The sequence below is a fragment of the Polynucleobacter sp. UB-Tiil-W10 genome, assembly GCF_018881605.1.
Classification (GTDB): Bacteria; Pseudomonadota; Gammaproteobacteria; order Burkholderiales; family Burkholderiaceae; genus Polynucleobacter.
Genome location: NZ_JACVPZ010000001.1, coordinates 923,139 through 941,782 on the forward strand (window position 1 = coordinate 923,139; position 18,644 = coordinate 941,782).

General features: G+C 45.7%; 16 protein-coding genes. 8 read left to right on the forward strand and 8 right to left on the reverse strand.

Annotation, left to right across the window (positions count from 1 at the left end):
- Position 1: 1 nt before the first annotated feature.
- The 3 genes from rplQ to dsbD all read left to right on the forward strand — a co-directional run bounded on the left by rplQ (position 2) and on the right by dsbD (position 2,489).
- Positions 2-397 (forward strand): 50S ribosomal protein L17, encoded by a 396-nt coding sequence (gene rplQ / locus ICN33_RS04725; protein ID WP_068320139.1) that lies wholly within the window; start codon positions 2-4, stop codon positions 395-397.
- A 68-nt stretch (positions 398-465) separates the two neighbouring features.
- The gene (cutA, locus tag ICN33_RS04730; RefSeq protein WP_216194937.1) at positions 466-816 is read left to right on the forward strand and encodes a divalent-cation tolerance protein CutA; all 351 of its coding nucleotides are present in this window, start codon (positions 466-468) and stop codon (positions 814-816) included.
- A complete protein-coding gene (gene dsbD, locus ICN33_RS04735; RefSeq protein WP_216194938.1) occupies positions 813-2,489 on the forward strand; it encodes a protein-disulfide reductase DsbD in 1,677 nt (558 codons plus the stop codon). Before cutA ends, dsbD begins: the two co-directional genes overlap by 4 nt.
- A 28-nt stretch (positions 2,490-2,517) precedes the next feature.
- Here dsbD and hemB read toward each other — a convergent pair whose 3' ends face one another.
- Entirely contained in the window at positions 2,518-3,540 is a 1,023-nt protein-coding gene (hemB, locus tag ICN33_RS04740; RefSeq protein WP_216194940.1) for a porphobilinogen synthase, read from the reverse strand.
- Complete coding sequence (gene yihA, locus ICN33_RS04745) at positions 3,524-4,189, reverse strand: ribosome biogenesis GTP-binding protein YihA/YsxC (protein WP_216194942.1); 666 nt, start codon at positions 4,187-4,189, stop codon at positions 3,524-3,526. Before yihA ends, hemB begins: the two co-directional genes overlap by 17 nt.
- Positions 4,190-4,303: 114 nt before the next feature.
- On the opposite strand from yihA, the gene ICN33_RS04750 reads away from it, so the two are divergent.
- Positions 4,304-5,032: a cytochrome c gene (locus tag ICN33_RS04750; protein ID WP_216194944.1), complete on the forward strand. Its 729-nt coding sequence runs from the start codon at positions 4,304-4,306 to the stop codon at positions 5,030-5,032.
- Between the two features lie 97 nt (positions 5,033-5,129).
- Here ICN33_RS04750 and lysA read toward each other — a convergent pair whose 3' ends face one another.
- On the reverse strand, positions 5,130-6,428 hold the full coding sequence (gene lysA, locus ICN33_RS04755) for a diaminopimelate decarboxylase (RefSeq protein ID WP_216194946.1): 1,299 nt from the start codon (positions 6,426-6,428) through the stop codon (positions 5,130-5,132).
- Positions 6,428-6,619, reverse strand: coding sequence for a lipoprotein (locus ICN33_RS10470; protein ID WP_223146533.1), 192 nt, complete (start codon positions 6,617-6,619; stop codon positions 6,428-6,430). The genes lysA and ICN33_RS10470 overlap by 1 nt, the downstream gene beginning before the upstream one ends.
- A gap of 47 nt (positions 6,620-6,666) precedes the next feature.
- On the opposite strand from ICN33_RS10470, the gene cyaY reads away from it, so the two are divergent.
- Entirely contained in the window at positions 6,667-7,044 is a 378-nt protein-coding gene (gene cyaY / locus ICN33_RS04760; protein ID WP_216194948.1) for an iron donor protein CyaY, read from the forward strand.
- Here cyaY and aroB read toward each other — a convergent pair.
- Genes aroB through ICN33_RS04780 form a run of 4 tightly spaced genes read right to left on the reverse strand, consistent with a single transcriptional unit; the run spans position 7,041 to position 10,487 of the window.
- The gene (aroB, locus tag ICN33_RS04765; protein ID WP_255530821.1) at positions 7,041-8,123 is read right to left on the reverse strand and encodes a 3-dehydroquinate synthase; all 1,083 of its coding nucleotides are present in this window, start codon (positions 8,121-8,123) and stop codon (positions 7,041-7,043) included. The genes cyaY and aroB overlap by 4 nt on opposite strands.
- Before the next feature lie 16 nt (positions 8,124-8,139).
- Positions 8,140-8,664 carry a shikimate kinase gene (locus ICN33_RS04770; RefSeq protein WP_216194951.1) on the reverse strand — a complete coding sequence of 175 codons (525 nt, stop codon included), beginning with the start codon at positions 8,662-8,664 and terminating at the stop codon, positions 8,140-8,142.
- Between the two features lie 12 nt (positions 8,665-8,676).
- The gene (locus ICN33_RS04775) at positions 8,677-9,798 is read right to left on the reverse strand and encodes a secretin and TonB N-terminal domain-containing protein (protein ID WP_216194954.1); all 1,122 of its coding nucleotides are present in this window, start codon (positions 9,796-9,798) and stop codon (positions 8,677-8,679) included.
- Positions 9,795-10,487: a hypothetical protein gene (locus tag ICN33_RS04780; protein WP_216194956.1), complete on the reverse strand. Its 693-nt coding sequence runs from the start codon at positions 10,485-10,487 to the stop codon at positions 9,795-9,797. The genes ICN33_RS04775 and ICN33_RS04780 overlap by 4 nt, the downstream gene beginning before the upstream one ends.
- A 141-nt stretch (positions 10,488-10,628) precedes the next feature.
- On the opposite strand from ICN33_RS04780, the gene ICN33_RS04785 reads away from it, so the two are divergent.
- The 3 genes from ICN33_RS04785 to ICN33_RS04795 all read left to right on the forward strand — a co-directional run bounded on the left by ICN33_RS04785 (position 10,629) and on the right by ICN33_RS04795 (position 18,622).
- Positions 10,629-12,965, forward strand: a complete 2,337-nt coding sequence (locus ICN33_RS04785) for a penicillin-binding protein 1A (protein ID WP_216194957.1) — start codon at positions 10,629-10,631, stop codon at positions 12,963-12,965.
- Positions 12,966-12,977: 12 nt separating this feature from the next.
- Entirely contained in the window at positions 12,978-13,682 is a 705-nt protein-coding gene (locus ICN33_RS04790) for a transposase (protein ID WP_216194959.1), read from the forward strand.
- A gap of 194 nt (positions 13,683-13,876) precedes the next feature.
- Complete coding sequence (locus tag ICN33_RS04795; RefSeq protein ID WP_216194961.1) at positions 13,877-18,622, forward strand: glutamate synthase-related protein; 4,746 nt, start codon at positions 13,877-13,879, stop codon at positions 18,620-18,622.
- Positions 18,623-18,644: the final 22 nt, after the last annotated feature.

The following is an 18,644-nucleotide window of genomic DNA, read 5'->3' on the forward strand; positions in this document are numbered from 1 at the left end:
CATGCGTCACGGAAACGGCTTACGCAAACTAAACAGAACATCATCACATCGCCTAGCGATGCTGCGCAACATGTCCAATTCACTTTTGGAGCACGAAGTCATTAAAACGACTTTGCCAAAAGCAAAAGAATTGCGCATGGTTGTTGAGCCTTTGATTACCTTAGGTAAAAAAGACAACTTAGCAAACCGCCGCTTAGCATTCAATCGCACACGTGATCGCGATATCGTAGCCAAACTCTTCACAGAGCTAGGCCCACGTTACGCAACACGTCCAGGCGGCTACCTTCGTATTTTGAAGTTTGGCTTCCGCCATGGCGATAATGCACCAATGGCTTTGGTTGAGTTGGTAGATCGCCCAGAAGTTGATGAAACAGCAGTTGTAGCTGAAGAGGCTTAAGTCTCGCAGTTAGGGTAAAAAGCCAGGCTTCGGTCTGGCTTTTTTCATTTACAGGTTATAAATACAGCATGCCTCAAAACTCCCCAACTAAAACCGATAGCCTTTTGGTGGTTGTCACCAGCCTGCCCAATTTGGAGGCGGCTAGAGCCTTGGCTAGGAGCTTGGTAGACGGCCATCTTGCGGCCTGCGTTCAAATTAGCGAGGGTCTGTATTCCATCTATCGCTGGGAAGGCAAAATTTGTGAAGAGCAAGAAGTGCTTTTGTCTGCAAAAACTGTGCCCCATCTATGGGAAGAAATTTGCAGCTTCATAAAAGAAAGTCATCCCTATGAACTTCCAGAGATTTTGGCTTTTTCACCGAAGCACTGTGAGCAGCAATATGGCCAGTGGGTTAGTTCTGAGATAAATTCGAAGCAATGAGAATCTATTCATTTCTGGCAAAGATCTTTGCCTTACTCCTATTCTTGTCTGCACCAGTTTTTGCTGCCCAAGATTTCTTGCCGCCAGAAAAAGCATTTCGAGCAGAGGCCACTTGGATTGAAAACTCTAATCAAATTGAAATAGAGCTTTTGCCCGCTAAGGGCTACTACATCTATCAAGAATCTCTTAAGTTCGAAGCAGGTATACAGGCCGGAAAGCTAATTAAATCAAGACCTTTATTGCCATTAGGGATAGAAAAGTTTGATGAAACTTTTCAGAAAAAGTTGCAAGTTTACAAAGGGCCCTTCTTGGTGTTTTTGGATATAAAGCCTATTGTTGGAAAGCCGATTCATGTTGAAGTAACTCTTCAAGGTTGCGCTGAAGCTGGTATTTGCTACCCACCAATGACGTTAAAATTTTTGCTTACTGGGCCTGGGGTAAGGGCAGGGCCCATTCCTGATATTTTGGATGCTGCTGCTTCTGGTAGTTCTCAGGAAAATAGTCAATTTAGCTTGACGGATTTATGGCGTGAAAGAGATGATGTCAATGCAATTGGCCGCTTTTTGGAAAGCACTTCAACTACTTATTTATTTCTAGCCTTTTTTGTCTTGGGGCTTGCATTGGCATTTACGCCCTGCGTGCTTCCAATGTTGCCCATTTTGTCGACTGTCATCTTTGGCGCTGAGGGTGGCAAAGCGATCTCTAAGGGGCGAGCCAGCATCCTGGCGCTCGCATATGTATTGGGTATGGCATTGGTCTACGCTCTGGCAGGAGTACTCATGGCAGCCCTTGGCGGGAGTGTACAAAGGGCTTTGCAAAGCCCCTTCGCATTGGCTGCATTTGCCTTATTGCTTCTGGCCCTTTCGGGAAGCTTGTTTGGTTTATATGACCTGCGTTTGCCGCAATCATGGCATCACCATGTCGATAAGCTCGCAGGTCGTCAAAAGGGCGGTAGCGTATTTGGTGCTTTTGCCTTGGGCGGTATTTCTACCTTAGTGGCTAGTCCATGCATAACCGCCCCGTTAGCGGGCGTGTTGGCTTTTATTGCGCAAACCGGGTCCATGAGTCTAGGCGCAGGCTTACTCTTTGTAATGGCCTTAGGAATGGGTCTGCCATTGCTCTTTATTGCCATTGAAGCTCGGATTTTGATTCCATCCACCGGCATTTGGATGGTTTGGTTGCAGCGCACTTTGGGCGTTTTATTGGTTGCTACTGCTGCTTGGATTGCCTCTCCTTTAATTCAGAAAAATGAGCCCGTTGGATCTGTAAAAACGATTAATGGACAAAGTATTCATCAAGTTGGTGATTTATCTTTCGTAGTGATTCATTCCCCTGCTGAATTGGATGCGCAATTAAGTAAAGCTAAGGAAGAGAAGAAATTGGTGCTCCTTGATTTCTATGCAGACTGGTGTATCAGCTGCAAAGAAATGGAAGTTAGTACATTCGCAAACCCAGAAGTGAGTAATGAGCTTAAGCAATTTGTTTTATTACAAGCTGACGTTACTAGAAACAGCTCTGAGAACCAAGCATTGCTTAAACGCTTTGGTCTGTTTGGTCCCCCAGGAATTTTGATCTTTAATCAAAATTTAGAAGAGCTAAAAGATCAACGGGTAATTGGCTATATGCCGCCACAGCGTTTTATTGAACGCCTAAAGAATGTATTGAAAAACTAACGCATCTATAAAGTAACTATTTATTTAATTAGTTATTGGATGCTTTAATTAGACGTGCTGCATCAAGTGCAAAGTAAGTAAGAATGCCATCAGCACCGGCACGCTTAAATGCAAGTAGAGATTCCATCATGACTGCATCGTGATCTAACCAACCATTTTGCGCGGCAGCTTTCAGCATGGCGTATTCCCCGCTAACTTGGTAAGCGTAAGTGGGGTAATTAAATTCTTCTCTTACACGGCGTACGATATCTAAGTAAGGCATGCCAGGCTTAACCATCACCATGTCTGCACCTTCGCTAATATCAAGAGCAACCTCCCGCAAAGCCTCGTCCCCATTGGCGCAATCCATTTGGTATGTTTTTTTATCGGCCTTACCAAGATTTTTTGCAGAGCCTACCGCATCCCTAAATGGGCCATAAAAAGCCGAAGCATATTTCGCTGAATACGCCATGATACGAGTGTGAATCAATTTCTTTTGCTCAAGCGCATCGCGAATTTTTCCAATGCGACCATCCATCATGTCTGATGGTGCAACAATATCGACACCAGCCTCAGCTTGAGTGATGGCTTGTTTTACTAAGATCGCAGTCGTCTCATCATTAAGAATTCGTCCTTGTTCATCCAGCACGCCATCTTGACCATGACTTGTGTATGGATCAAGTGCTACGTCTGTCATGATGCCTAGATTTGGGAAGCGTTTTTTAAGTTCACGAACTGCATTTGGAATGAGGCCGTTTGGATTAAATGCCTCTTTACCTTCGGGCGTTTTTAGTGCGGCATCAATTACTGGGAAAAGTGCAAGAACAGGAATTCCTAAATCCACACACTCTTGTGCAACTGGAAAGAGTTGATCTAAAGATACACGATTAACGCCGGGCATTGAGGCGACCGCTTCTGATTTGCCTTGGCCTTCAAGTAAAAAGACTGGGTAGATTAAATCACTTGGAGAAACACCGTTCTCTTGCATTAAGCGACGCGACCAATCATCACGACGCATGCGACGAGGACGGTGTCCCGGAAAATTAAGCAATGAGTTAACTGGTGATTTCATCTTCTTTAGTCTCTGCTTCAAATAACCATTTAATAACAATATTGTCGGCCTCTTCAAGACCAATGCGTTTGGTACTTGAAAATAATTGTGCCGTAAGTTGCTTAGACTCACCATTGCCATCGGGCAAAGCTGGGTCATATTGTTGCAATTGTTTGCGTACCGCCTCCAAAACGTGTTTGCACTCACTTTTGTTGAGTTTGTCGCATTTACTGAGTAAAACGTGGATTGGCTTGCCAGTAGGAACAAACCACTGAATCATTTGCTGATCCAGTTCTGTGATGCCACGCCTTGAGTCTACGATGAGCACCATGCCCACTAGCTGCTCCCGCTCCTGTAAATAGTCGCTTAGGAGGGCATTCCAGTGGTATTTGGTCTCATGATTCACGGCTGCGTAGCCATAACCAGGTAAATCCACCAAATAAGCCAGAAGGTCGTCCTTGGCAAAAAGGCCGAAATAATTGATATGTTGCGTGCGACCAGGCGTTTTACTGGCAAATGCTAGCCTTTTTTGGTTGCAAAGGACGTTTATGGCGCTAGATTTACCCGCATTTGAGCGTCCAGCAAAGGCTACCTCACGAAGCTGGGTGGCAGGCAGGCAATGGGTGTCATTGACTGTGGTGGCGAAGCGGGCTTGAAAGAGTTTAGACATGTCGAGAAGCTATTGTAAAATCACGCAAAATCATGAAATATCTCATGGTGTTGGGTAAAAAGTTGTAAATGCAGGGCCCAAACACTTTTAGGAATTTTTGCCAAGGTAAACATAATGCGTCAAACCTCTCAAATCTCCAAATTAACTGGCTTACGGGCTGGTTTTGCGGCCCTTTCCATTTTCGCTCTGATCGGCGTATCCGGTACAGTTTTTGCTACTGATGTTGCTGCTCCTATGGCAGCTGCTCCAGAAGCTAAAGCAGAAGTTCCAGGTAAACCCAAGGTTGATCCAGCTGCGGGTGAAGCGCTGTATTCAAATGGCGATGCCACTCGTGGCGTAACCGCCTGTATCACTTGCCATGGCCCTAAAGGTCAAAGTGCGATTGGAACATGGCCAAAGCTTTCCGCTCAGCATGCTGCATACCTCACAAAGCAGTTGAAAAACTTTAAAGAAGGTACTCGCGCAAATCCAATCATGATGGGTATGGCGGCTAATTTGACTCAGCAAGATATGCAAAATATTTCAGCTTTTTTAGCTAAGCAGCCAATCTCCCAGGGCGTTGCTCAAGATAAAGCAACAATCGCTTTGGGTCAAAGCATTTATCGCGGTGGTATTGCAGCAAAAGGCGTTCCAGCTTGTGCTGCCTGCCACAGCCCAACAGGCGCTGGAATTCCTGCTCAGTATCCACTCCTTGGTGGTCAATGGGCTGAATACAATAATGCCCAGTTGCTAGCTTTCCGTGAAGGTGTTCGCACAAACAGCAGTCAAATGACAACGATTGCTTCTAAGCTTTCGGATCAAGAAATGAAAGCAGTAGTTGACTACATCGCAGGTTTGCATTAATTAGCTAAAGCATTCAAACAAAACCCCGCTACTTCAGCGGGGTTTTTTGTTGCCTAAAATTTTATAGAGTTTTTAAATTCTCTCCGACTGCTATTTGTTAATTTGGTAAAACTGTTTCCGATGAAAACAAGTCAGAAGTTTTTTCCCGGGCGCGAATCACGTAAGCATTTTTTCCGTCAACCATAATCTCTGCAGGTTTAGGGCGTGTGTTGTAGTTGGATGCCATTACAAAACCATAAGCACCAGTTGACAGAATAGCCAGAAGATCGCCTTCTTCCACTGCAAGATGACGATCTCTTCCCAGCCAGTCGCCAGATTCGCAAACAGGGCCAACGATGTCATAGGTTAAGGCTTTTGTTGCCTTCTTTTGTACGGGCACTATTCCGTGATGGGCCTCATAAAGGGCGGGTCGCATGAGTTCAGTCATCGCCGCATCAACGATGCAAAAGTTTTTCTCAGCACCAGGCTTGAGATACTCAACCGTCGTTAGAAGCACGCCAGCATTGCCTACCAATGACCTGCCTGGCTCAAGTACAACATCTAAGTGACCAAAGCCGCGCTCAGCCACTCGATTCAATAAGGTATTCGTAAAGTCAGTAATATCTGGGGGAGTTTCATCGCTATAAGAAATACCTAGGCCACCACCAAGATCGAGATGGTGAATAACAATGCCTTCTTTTTTCAATTGCGCCACGAGATCCAATACCTTATCTAAGGCATCCAAATAGGGCGCGGTAGTAGTGATCTGCGAACCAATATGGCAATCAATGCCCACAACATCTATTTGAGAAAGTTGTGATGCTTCACGATAGGTTTTTAAAACCTCGTGATATGCAATGCCAAATTTATTACCCTTGAGCCCAGTAGAAATATAGGGATGGGTTTGTGCATCTACATCAGGATTGACACGTATAGAAATTGGGGCGCGACAGTTGAGCTTTGTCGCAACACGATTAATTTGGTGAAGTTCGGCAATGGATTCAACGTTGATGCACTTAACACCGGCTTGTAGCGCAGCAGCTATCTCATCAGCAGATTTACCAACACCAGCAAAGACTAAGCTTTTGGGGTCAGCGCCAATCGCTAAGGCCCGAGCTAATTCACCGCCGCTGACCAAATCAAATCCGGCGCCCAATTTTTTAAAGCAATCAATTACCGCTAAATTACTATTTGCTTTCATCGCATAGTGCACACGTGCACGGCGCTTACCTTGCGGATCAATGCAAGCTTTGTCATATGCTTGGTAAGCTTCAGTGAGCGCTTTTTTGCTATAGACATATAGCGGCGTGCCAAATTCTTTTGCTAGATCAGCCAGTAGAATTTCTTCGGCATACCAATTGCCGTTGCACTCGGTAAATCCGGATAACTTAGGGAGAGGAATTGCTTTGCTTGTCATTACTTGGCCGATGAAGAATTGCTTGGGCTAGCATAGGTTTGGGGCGGATATAGTTTGCCTTTAGTTTCTGGCTCTGTAGGGGCGGGTGGAGCTGGCGGTACATTTGGTAAATATAGCGGCCCCCTTACCCCACACCCTACAAGGGATATTAGAAGGCTAAAGCAGAGTGTCCTATTAAGAATCGCTATCATGAATGTCTCTAAAACGAATGATTGAATATAGCATGCAGGACTCCGGTATGAATCCAAATAATTCAGACATAGAAGCCATTGATGACAAGCAGTTTTATCAACTGGGAAGTAATTTATTGCAATCTATAGAGGTGGCATTAGAGGCTGCCGATGATGCCTTGGACCTCGATTTGGACGTTGAGCGTCAGGGCGGCAATGTCATCAATATTCGCTTTAAGGATAAAAGTGTCATTGTGGTCAATACTCAGCCACCCTTGCATGAGATTTGGGTTGCCGCCAAATCTGGTGGATATCACTATCGCTGGGCTGGCACTATGGCAAAGCCATTATGGCTCGACACCAAAACAGGAAAAGAGCTGTTGAGCGATCTGACCGAGTTTGCGAGCGCTCAGGCAGGTCAAGCCGTCAAGATTGGCTTAATTTAAGCGGCACCAGTTGCACTTAATGTTTCAATCACCTGGGCGTCATCTACGCTTTTAATCTGGGCTTTACCAATTTTTTCTAAAACAACGTAACGGATCTGCCCGCCCTCGGTTTTTTTATCGACTTGCATGAGCTCCATATAACGCTCTGCGCCAAATTTTGGCGGTGTAATGGGTAAATTCATGGATTGAATGATTTTGGTGAGCCGCTGAACGTCTGCTTCGCTGATGTAATTGAGGCGACGCGATAAGTCTGCCCCGAGCACCATACCGCAACCAACAGCTTCTCCATGCAGCCACTCGCCATAACCCATACCCGCTTCAATCGCATGACCAAAGGTGTGTCCAAAGTTCAGGGTTGCCCGAATGCCGCCTTCTCTTTCATCGGCAGATACCACTGCAGATTTAATTTCGCATGAACGCAAAACTGCGTGCCCCATGGCTTCAGTGTCACAAGTCAATAATGTTTTTGAATTTGCTTCGATCCAATCCAAGAATTGGGCATCGGCAATAGCGCCATGTTTGACCACTTCTGCAAGACCCGCAGAAAGTTCTCTTGGCGGAAGGGTCTTTAGAGTGTTCAGGTCAGCAATGACTGCAACAGGCTGATGAAAGGCGCCAATCATATTTTTACCAAGCGGGTGATTGATGCCAGTTTTGCCGCCAACGGAAGAGTCTACTTGTGCAAGTAGGGTAGTGGGTACTTGGATAAAGCGAATGCCGCGCATAAAGCTGGCTGCAGCAAACCCAGTCATATCGCCTATGACGCCGCCACCCAAGGCAACTAACATGGTTTGGCGATCAGCTCCAAACTTTAAAAGGTCATCAAAAATCAGTTGGAGATTTTTCCAGTCCTTATATGACTCACCATCAGGCAGAACAATTGTCCTAACTGGTTTACCAAAGGTGCTGAGTGTTTTGCTGAGGCGTTCAGCATAAAGCGGAGCAACCGTAGTGTTACTAACAATATAGATAGAGGTCGCTTTTTCACAAGCGCTAAATAAGCTTGCTTGATCAATCAAATCTGTACCAATATAAATTGGGTAACTGCGATTGCCAAGATTAACTTCAAGTGTTTTCATCATAGTGCCAATGTATTTAAGCAGAAAGTTCAAGCTGCATGATTAAGGTGTTGACTAGTTGATTAACGCTGGGCTTTCCAGTCTCAATCACATGGTCGGCAATTTCGCGGTAGAGCGGATCGCGGATCGCATATAAATTCTCTAGGATTTTTTTGGCATCACCGTTTTTAAGTAGAGGTCTTCCCTCGCCACCTTTGGTGCGATGCCAAAGCTCCATTGGGTTTGCATGAAGATAAATGACAATGCCATGCTCACTTAATGCCTGACGATTTTCTGGCAACAGTATTGCACCTCCGCCAGTCGCCAAAATAATGTCTTGCTCAGCAGTAATTTCGCGTATAGCTTGTGCCTCTCTTTTGCGAAATCCATCTTCACCTTCCATTTCAAAGATGACGGGAATTTTTACGCCACAACGCTCTTCAATTACATGGTCGGCATCCAAAAAGCGACGCCCTAATTTTTTTGCTAAGACTTTCCCGACGGTCGACTTCCCGGCGCCCATGAGGCCGATCAGAAAGATATTGTTTGTCGAAGAGTTCACCCTTCGATTTTATTAGGGTTTGTCGAGAACGGTCGGAGTTAAAAAGACAAGTAGCTCTGTTTTATCTTGCAATTTGGATTTATGGCGAAAAAAATGACCAATGAAGGGTATATCTCCTAATAAAGGGATTTTGACTTCATCCTCCCTTTCAGTGGTTTGAAAAATGCCACCAATGATGGCCGTTCCTCCGTTTTCTACAGTCACCTCTGAGCTCAGGCTTTTGGTATCAATCGCATAGCCTTGCTCCGTTTTCATGCCTACAGTGTCTTTGTTAATGCCAACCAGCATTGAAATTTTTCCATCTGGATGGATTTTTGGAAGTACCTCTAAGCGTAAATTAGCCTTTCTGAATTGCAATTTACTGCCATTTTGACTAGACGTTTGGTATGGGAGTTCTGTGCCTTGCTCAATAGTGGCCTTTACTTGGTCGCCGGTCATGATGCGGGGGTTGGAAAGAATCTTTCCCTGACCTTCTGATTCAAGCGCAGAAAGTTCTGCCTGAAGAATGCGACTGGCATTTTTAGAGACCAAGGTAGCGGCCATCGTGGCTGGGTTAAAACCACCTAATCCGGCGCCTCCCAAGTCGATATTGCCAAGCAGCTTTTGATCTACGTTGCCTCCAATGCCATTGGCTTGGTAGCCAAGCTTAACGCCTAACTCTCGAGCAAAGCGTTCATCTGCTTCGACTATTCGAGCTTCAATGAGGATTTGCCTGGGACTATTGATATGGTCTCCTCCGAAGGGCAGGGCGGCATCCTCACGACGAAATTTCTGAAAGGCTTGTATTTCTGCATGGGGCCCAATCCAGTAGATTTCGCCATTGCGCAAAAGTCGCAATCCTCGGCTGGCCAAAATCGAGTGGAGTGCTGTTTGCCAGGGAGTATTTCTGAGGTCTATCGAAACGGTTCCCTTAATGGCCTCACTTAATAAAAAATTGGTGTTTCCCAATTTGGCCATTGTTTGTAAAAGCTCTGTTATTTCAATATCGGTAAATTGCAGGCTGATTGGGCTCAGAAAATGATTTTGTGAGGGCTGATGCCCGGCTGTTACATTGGTTGATAACAGTAGCAGTAGGGCTAACCAAGAGGTGATATGTTTTAAGTATTTCTTGATGCAATCTGGACCGATCTTCATTCGCTTTTCAAGGCCCTTAGAACTAAAGATTTACCTTGGGAATTGTTGAGAGTTACAAGTTCTTTTTCGATATTGCTCAGGCGCCAATCTCCCAAAACCTGTGACCCTTTTTCAAAGCTATGATGGCTTTTCCCCGTATGAAAGTAGGCTTGATGCGAAGTGCCCATTTGGGAGGCACCAAGGTAGCGCCAGCGGCGAAGCTCTGACTCATGAGTGGATATAGGCGGCCTGTTGAAAACTCTGACTTCAGACTTTTTATCTTTTAAAGAGTGAATACTCACTTCTATTTCATCTATTGCAAGATATAGATCATCTTGATCTTGATGAATTTCATCGCGCATTAACGCCATATCCTTTTTTAGATCAGACAACTGCTTTTGAATTCCCTCAAGAGCACTTTGAGATTGGCTATTGAGCGAGTTATAAGCAGCAAAAAAGACAGCAGCTAACGCTATAAAGACCCCAATGAGAATGGCGGGGCTTCCCAATTTTTGGAGTAAATGTTTAATAACAACACTGCTGATGGGCTCAGTAAGGGAGTTGCCTTTGCCTTGGCTTGAGTGCCTAGGTGGGGTGCTTTGCTGGGGAGGGGGTTTACGTATTCCATGGGGATCTGGGATGGCGGGATCATCACCCAGATCACTCAAAATATCATCAAAGGATTGGCTAGAAATATGGCGAGCTGGCATGCCCACATTCTTCTGTTTTAAGGGCTGTAAATCTATCGGTCTGGCTTGAGCCTTATGTCAGAAATCAGACTATTACTGCGAGCAAAACAAGGGTTTTGGAGCTTTTAGGGAAATTGGCTAAGCACCCTATAATTTGGACATATGGCCTTACCTCCAAAAGACAAGCCGCCGCTGAATCAGCGTCCCATTCGCCCATCCGATAGACGTCCTCGGCAGACACGAGGGCAGCCTGGTTTGCCACGCAAAAATTCAAGTAACCCGCTTATGAAGGCCTTGCTGATCATTGGCGTGGTTTTTGCTTTAGTAATTACGCTCTTAATGGGTTATGCCTTTTTGGTGGCTAAGCCCAATCTACCCAAGATCTCGGTCTTAACGGATTACAACCCTAAAACTCCTCTGCGTATTTATACGGCGGATAAGGTCTTAATTGGTGAGTTTGGTGAGGAGCGACGCAAGGTCATCCCATTAAATGAAATTCCCCAAAGTATGCGTAATGCGGTTTTAGCAATTGAAGATGATCGCTTCTACTCTCACGGCGGTGTCGATTACGTCGGAATTTTGCGGGCAGCTGCAACTAATTTGCGCGGCCATCTTTCGCAGGGTGCTTCAACCATCACCATGCAAGTGGCACGTAATTTCTTTCTCAGTAATGAAAAAACCTTTAGTCGCAAAATATACGAAGTACTACTCGCTTGGGAAATTGAATCTCAATTAACCAAAGATAAAATTCTGGAAATCTATATGAACCAGATTTTCTTGGGGCAGCGGGCTTATGGTTTCTCGAGTGCGGCACAGATTTATTTTGGCAAAGAGCTAAAAGACATCACTATTGCAGAGTCAGCCATGTTGGCCGGTTTGCCAAAAGCGCCTTCAGCATATAACCCTGTTAGTAATTTCCGTCGTGCCAAGATTCGTCAAGAGTACATTCTTCAGCGCATGCGCGATCTGGGGTACATCACGCCAGAGGAATACCAAAAAGCGATGATTGAAGAGCTGCATATTCGCGGCCTAGGCAATGAATTTGCAGTTCGAGCTGATTTCCCGGCTGAAATGGTTCGCCAATTGTTATTCACTCAATATGGTGAGGCGATTTATTCACAAGGAATCGACGTTTACACCACTATCTTGAAGGCCGATCAAGATGCGGCCTATAAAGCCGTTCGCCGCGGAATTTTTGAATACGACTTGCGACATGCCTATCGTGGACCTGAAGGTTTCATTAATCTTCCAGAAGATGCTGTGAAGCGTCAACGCGCGATTGACGAAGCATTGCTAGCATACCCACAGTTGGATGATTTGCAATCTGGTGTTGTGCTTGATGTTAAGCCAAAAGAAATGCAGGTCATGATTGCCACAGGAGATACCATTACCATTAAAGGTGAAGGCATGAAATTAGCGGCTGCATCTATTACCGACAGCACTCAACCTAAAAAACGTTTACGTCCTGGCGCTGTAGTACGCCTTCTGTCGGATGGGGGTCTCTGGAAGTTAGCCCAACTGCCGCAAGTTGAGGCAGCTTTTGTGTCTATGAACGCAGAGACTGGGGCAATACTCTCTCTAGTGGGTGGCTTCGATTTCCGTCGTAATCAATTTAATCATGTGACGCAAGCTTTGCGTCAACCGGGCTCCTCGTTTAAGCCATTCATCTATGCGGCAGCCATTGAAAAAGGTTTTACCCCTAGCACTATGGTGAATGACGCACCTTTATCAATTGGGAGCATGGAAACAGGCAGTCAGGCTTGGGAGCCAAAAAACTACGACGGCAAATATGATGGGATGATGCGCTTACGTAATGCTTTAGCAAAATCTAAGAACTTAGTTTCGGTTCGTATCATTCGTGCCATCGGCCCTTCTTATGCCCAGGAATATATTCAGCGTTTCGGCTTTGAACCAGAAAAGCATCCCCCCTACTTAACAATGGCGTTAGGTGCGGGTTCAGTAACGCCGTTACAGATGGCCTCTGCTTATAGTGTGTTTGCCAATGGCGGTTATCGTGTAGATCCATTCTTAATTGACAAGATGGTGGACTCTAAAGGCACCGTCATCTTCGAAGCGAAGCCTTCGCATGCAGGCGAAGATGCACCTCGTGTATTGGATGCTCGCACTGCATTTGTGATGGACAGCATGCTACAAGAAGTTACCAAGACGGGTACTGCAGCCTCAGCGCGTGGTAAGTTAGGACGTAGCGACATTGCAGGTAAAACAGGCACAACGAATGATTCGCACGATGCCTGGTTTGCTGGCTATAACCCTAAAGTAGTTGCGATTGCATGGATTGGTTTTGATAAGCCAGCGAGTTTGGGCGATCGAGAGACTGGTGGCGGACTTGCGTTACCAATGTGGATTTCTTATATGGCGACCGCACTTAAAGATAGCCCTCAGATCTCACGCGAAGTGCCAAGCGGCGTAACGCAAGTCGATGGCGACTGGTTTATTCCAGAATTCTCAAATAATGGTGGTGCGCGCGAACTGCAATAGTTCGTTTTCAACATGGCACGGCAAGCGCGCACAGTAATACCAGGCCAAGCAATGCATGTGATGGTCCGCGGCAATAATCGCGAAACGCTTTTCTTTGCTGATGCAGATCGCCGCATCTATTTGGAGTGGTTACGTGAAGCTGCCAGACAGTTTGCCTGCGCAGTGCACGCTTTTGCCTTAATGCCCAATCATGTACATTTATTAATGACACCCCAAAAAGAAGATTCGCTTGCAAAGACCATGCAGTCTCTCGGACGTCGTTATGCGCAATATTTCAATCAGCAACACCATCGATCGGGGACCATTTGGGAGGGAAGGTATCGCTCCTCTCTAATTGATCCGGATTATTTTTTGCGCTGCCAGCGTTACATAGAACTGAACCCAGTAAGAGCTGGATATGAATCTAATCCCCAAAGTTCTGCATGGACTAGTTTTGCAACGCATATCGGCGGCAACGCCGAGCCTTGGTTAGTAGATCACCAGCACTTTTGGAAGTTGGGTAACACCCCTTTTGAGCGACAGATAAACTGGTCTAACTTTGTAAAAGAGGGCGCACCCCATTGGGAAGACCGCCAAATTACAGAATCGCTCATTCGATCAAAACCTTGGGTGAGCGATATTTATGCAAAAAAACTCTTTAAAGAGGCGCCAGAGACAGCGCTGATTAGACATCGTGGACGCCCTAGAAAAATAAATACAGTAAATTCAATAACTTAGATAGAAAAATTGCACCCTATATTCAAATTGGGGTCTTGAATATTACGACTCTGTCCCCATATGTAGAATTCATATTGGTGCGAGATCTAAATAAATGGGACAGACTCATTTTATTTCTATTGCATCGGTGTGGGTATTCACCTATATTTGATCCTCCAAAAGTAATCAGGCCTTTGTTGCCCCTCGGAAACACTATGACTACAAAATTAAATTCAGATCTTCGCCCAATCGCTCAAGGTTTATACGACCCAAGTAATGAGCATGACGCTTGCGGCGTAGGATTCGTTGCACACATCAAAGGTAAGAAATCTCATGAGATCGTTTCTCAGGGTTTACAGATTCTTGAGAACCTAGATCACCGGGGAGCGGTTGGTGCCGATCCATTGATGGGTGACGGTGCCGGAATCTTGATTCAGATCCCAGATACTTTGTACCGCGAAGAAATGGCTAAACAAGGTGTGACTTTGCCACCTTTAGGTGAGTATGGCGTTGGCATGATTTTCTTGCCAAAAGAGCATGCTTCCCGTTTGGCATGTGAACAAGAATTAGAGCGCACTGTGCGCTTGGAAGGCCAAGTTGTTTTAGGCTGGAGAGATGTTCCGGTAGATGTGAAATTGCCGATGTCTCCAACTGTACAAATGACTGAGCCATTCATTCGTCAAATTTTTATTGGTCGTGGTCGTGACATCATGACAACCGACGCGCTTGAGCGCAAGTTGTATGTGATCCGCAAAACGGCTAGCCATGCAATTCAAGATTTACATCTTAAGCATGGTAAAGAATATTTCGTTGCTTCAATGTCTGCTAGAACCATTGTTTACAAGGGTTTGCTGTTGGCAAATCAAGTGGGTGCTTATTACCAAGACTTGCAAGATAAGCGCACTGTGTCAGCACTTGCTTTGGTGCACCAACGATTCTCTACTAATACCTTCCCAGCCTGGGAATTGGCGCATCCTTATCGCATGATTGCGCACAACGGTGAGATCAACACCGTCAAAGGTAACGTCAATTGGGTGAATGCACGTGAAGGCGCGATTAGCTCACCAGTGCTCGGTGATGATTTACAAAAACTCTGGCCATTAATTTACCCAGGTCAGTCAGACACTGCGTGTTTTGATAACTGCTTGGAGTTGCTGGTGATGTCTGGCTATCCATTAGCTCAAGCCATGATGATGATGATTCCTGAAGCATGGGAACAGCATGCATTGATGGATGACAATCGCCGCGCTTTCTATGAATACCATGCAGCAATGATGGAACCATGGGATGGCCCTGCAGCAATGGCATTTACCGATGGTCGTCAAATTGGCGCAACTTTGGATCGCAATGGTTTGCGTCCAGCGCGTTATTACGTTACCGATGATGACCTTGTCATCATGGGCTCTGAGGCTGGCGTATTGCCAATTCCAGAGAGCAAAATTGTTCAAAAGTGGCGCTTGCAACCAGGCAAGATGTTCATGATTGATATGGAGCAAGGTCGCATTATTGATGACGTAGAGCTAAAGAATGCGGTATCTAAAGCTAAGCCATACAAGAGTTGGATCGATGCAGTTCGTGTGAAGCTAGATGAGGTTGATGCCAGCAAGGCCGACTTGATAGACGAGAAAATGACTATCCGTCCGGCGGCTAAATTATTAGATCGCCAACAGGCATTTGGTTACACCCAGGAAGACATTAAGTTCCTCATGGCGCCGATGGCCATGAATGGTGAAGAGGCTATTGGTTCAATGGGTAATGACAGTCCATTAGCCGTTCTCTCTAATAAGAACAAACCGCTCTACAACTACTTCAAACAATTATTCGCGCAAGTGACCAATCCTCCGATTGATCCAATTCGCGAGAATATGGTGATGTCTTTGGTTTCATTCATTGGGCCTAAGCCGAATTTATTGGATACCAACAATATCAATCCACCAATGCGCTTGGAAGTAAGCCAACCAATTTTGGATTTTGATGACATCACTAAGATTCGTCATATAGGTCATTACACCAACGGTAAGTTCCGCTCATATGAGTTGGATATTTGCTATCCAGCTTCATGGGGTAAAGCAGGTATTGAAGCTCGCTTGGCTTCTTTGTGTGCCGAAGCAGCTGATGCTGTGCGTTCTGGTTACAACATTTTGATCGTGAGCGATCGTCAGGTTGATGAGGCGCATGTGGCCATTCCTGCATTGTTGGCAACTTCTGCTATTCATCAGCATTTGGTGCAAAAAGGTTTACGTACCAGCGTTGGATTAGTGGTTGAAACTGGTAGCGCGCGTGAGACGCATCACTTTGCACTTCTTGCGGGCTATGGTGCCGAAGCCGTGCATCCATACCTCGCAATGGAAACCTTGGCAGAAATGGCTAAGGGCTTGTCTGGTGATTTATCTGCTGAGAAAGCAGTAAAGAACTTTGTGAAAGCAATTGGTAAGGGTCTGCAAAAAGTCATGTCCAAAATGGGCATCTCTACTTACATGTCTTACACCGGCTCGCAGATTTTTGAAGCAATTGGTTTAAATAGCGACATCATTGATCAATACTTCAAAGGTACTCCATCAAATGTTGGTGGCATTGGTGTATTTGAAGTGGCTGAAGAAGCCTTGCGTATGCATACATCTGCATTTGGTAACGACCCAGTCTTAACGAATATGCTCGATGCTGGTGGTGAGTATGCTTTCCGTATTCGTGGCGAGAACCATATGTGGACTCCTGACACGATAGCGAAGTTACAGCACTCCACACGGATTGGTGCCGAGAAGGGCTACCAGACTTATAAAGAGTACGCCAACATTATTAACGATCAAACTAAGCGCCAGATGACTTTGCGCGGTTTGTTTGAATTCAAGATCGATCCAGCAAAAGCCATTCCTTTGGATGAGGTTGAGTCTGCAAAAGAAATTGTTAAACGATTTGCAACGGGCGCGATGTCTTTAGGTTCAATCTCTACTGAAGCACATGCTACTTTGGCAATTGCTATGAACCGTATTGGTGGTAAGTCAAATACTGGCGAAGGTGGTGAAGATCCAAATCGTTATGTGAATGAACTCAAAGGCATTCCAATTAAAAAGGGTGAGACATTAGCCAGCATCTTGGGTAGTGATGTCGTTGAAGCCAATATCCCATTACTAGATGGTGATTCATTGCGCTCGAAGATTAAGCAGGTTGCTTCTGGCCGTTTTGGCGTAACTACTGAGTACTTGCGATCTGCAGATCAGATTCAGATCAAGATGGCACAAGGTGCCAAGCCTGGTGAGGGCGGTCAATTACCAGGCGGCAAGGTTTCCGACTACATTGGCAAGTTGCGTTTCTCGGTGCCAGGCGTAGGTTTGATCTCTCCTCCTCCGCACCACGATATTTATTCGATTGAAGATATCGCTCAATTGATTCATGACCTAAAGAACGTCAATCCAAAAGCTGATGTTTCTGTAAAGTTGGTATCTGAGGTTGGTGTTGGAACAGTTGCTGCTGGTGTTGCGAAGGCAAAAGCAGATCACGTTGTGATCGCTGGTCATGACGGCGGAACTGGCGCATCTCCATTGTCTTCTATCAAACACGCTGGCTCCCCGTGGGAACTCGGTTTGGCTGAAACACAGCAAACACTAGTTCTGAATGGCTTGCGTAGCCGAATTCGTGTTCAGGCTGATGGTCAAATGAAAACCGGCCGCGACGTAGTGATCGGTGCTTTATTGGGCGCAGATGAGTTTGGATTTGCAACGGCTCCATTGGTGGTTGAGGGTTGCATCATGATGCGTAAGTGTCATTTGAATACTTGTCCAGTAGGTGTTGCTACCCAAGATCCAGAACTGCGTAAGAAATTCTCAGGCAAGCCTGAGCATGTGGTGAACTTCTTCTTCTTTATCGCTGAAGAGGCTCGCGAAATCATGGCTCAATTAGGCATTCGCAAGTTTGATGACCTAATTGGTCGCGTTGATTTGTTAGATACCCGTAAGGGAATTGAAAACTGGAAAGTGCACGGCTTAGATTTCAGTAAGATTTTTGCTGAGCCGCAAGTTGCCCCTGAAGTTCCACGCTATCAAGTGCTGACACAAGATCATGGCTTGGCTAGCGCGCTGGACAATATTTTGATCGAGAAGAGTGAGCCTGCAATAGAGCGTGGCGAAAAAGTTTCCTTCATTGTTCCAGTGAAGAACGTAAACCGTACTGTTGGTGCAATGCTTTCGGGCGAAGTTGCGCAGCGCTATGGTCATGCAGGTTTGCCTGACGACACAATTCACATTCAGTTGAATGGTACTGCTGGCCAAAGCTTTGCAGCCTTCTTGGCGCGTGGTATCACTTTGGATTTGGTTGGTGATGGCAATGACTATGTTGGTAAAGGCTTATCAGGAGGTCGTGTCATTGTTCGTGCTCCTCATGAGTTCCGTGGCGATACCGCCCAGAACATCATTGTTGGTAATACCGTTCTTTATGGCGCAATTGCTGGCGAAGCATTCTTTAATGGTGTAGCAGGCGAGCGTTTTGCAGTTCGTAACTCTGGAGCCACTACTGTTGTTGAAGGTACTGGCGATCACGGTTGCGAATACATGACCGGTGGCACAGTGGTTGTGTTGGGTGCAACAGGTCGTAACTTTGCTGCAGGTATGAGCGGTGGTATTGCTTACGTTTACGATGAAGATGGATTATTCGATAAGCGTTGCAACACCAGCATGGCGACTTTGGAAAAAGTATTGCCTACTGCTGAGCAAGTTGCCAAGATGCCTCAGGCCCAATGGCATGCCCCTATTGATGTAAAAGATGGCGGCGAGCGCTTAACTGACGAGCAAATTTTGAAGAGCTTGATCGAGCGACACTTCCGCCACACTGGCTCTGAGCGCGCTAAAGCAATTTTGGCTGATTGGGAAAATGCCCGCGGACGTTTTGTGAAGGTGCTCCCAACTGAGTACAAGCGCGCTCTTGGTGAATTGTGGGAAAAAGCTCAAAACAAAACCGTTGCAGCTTAAATAACTTAATCAAACAGATAGA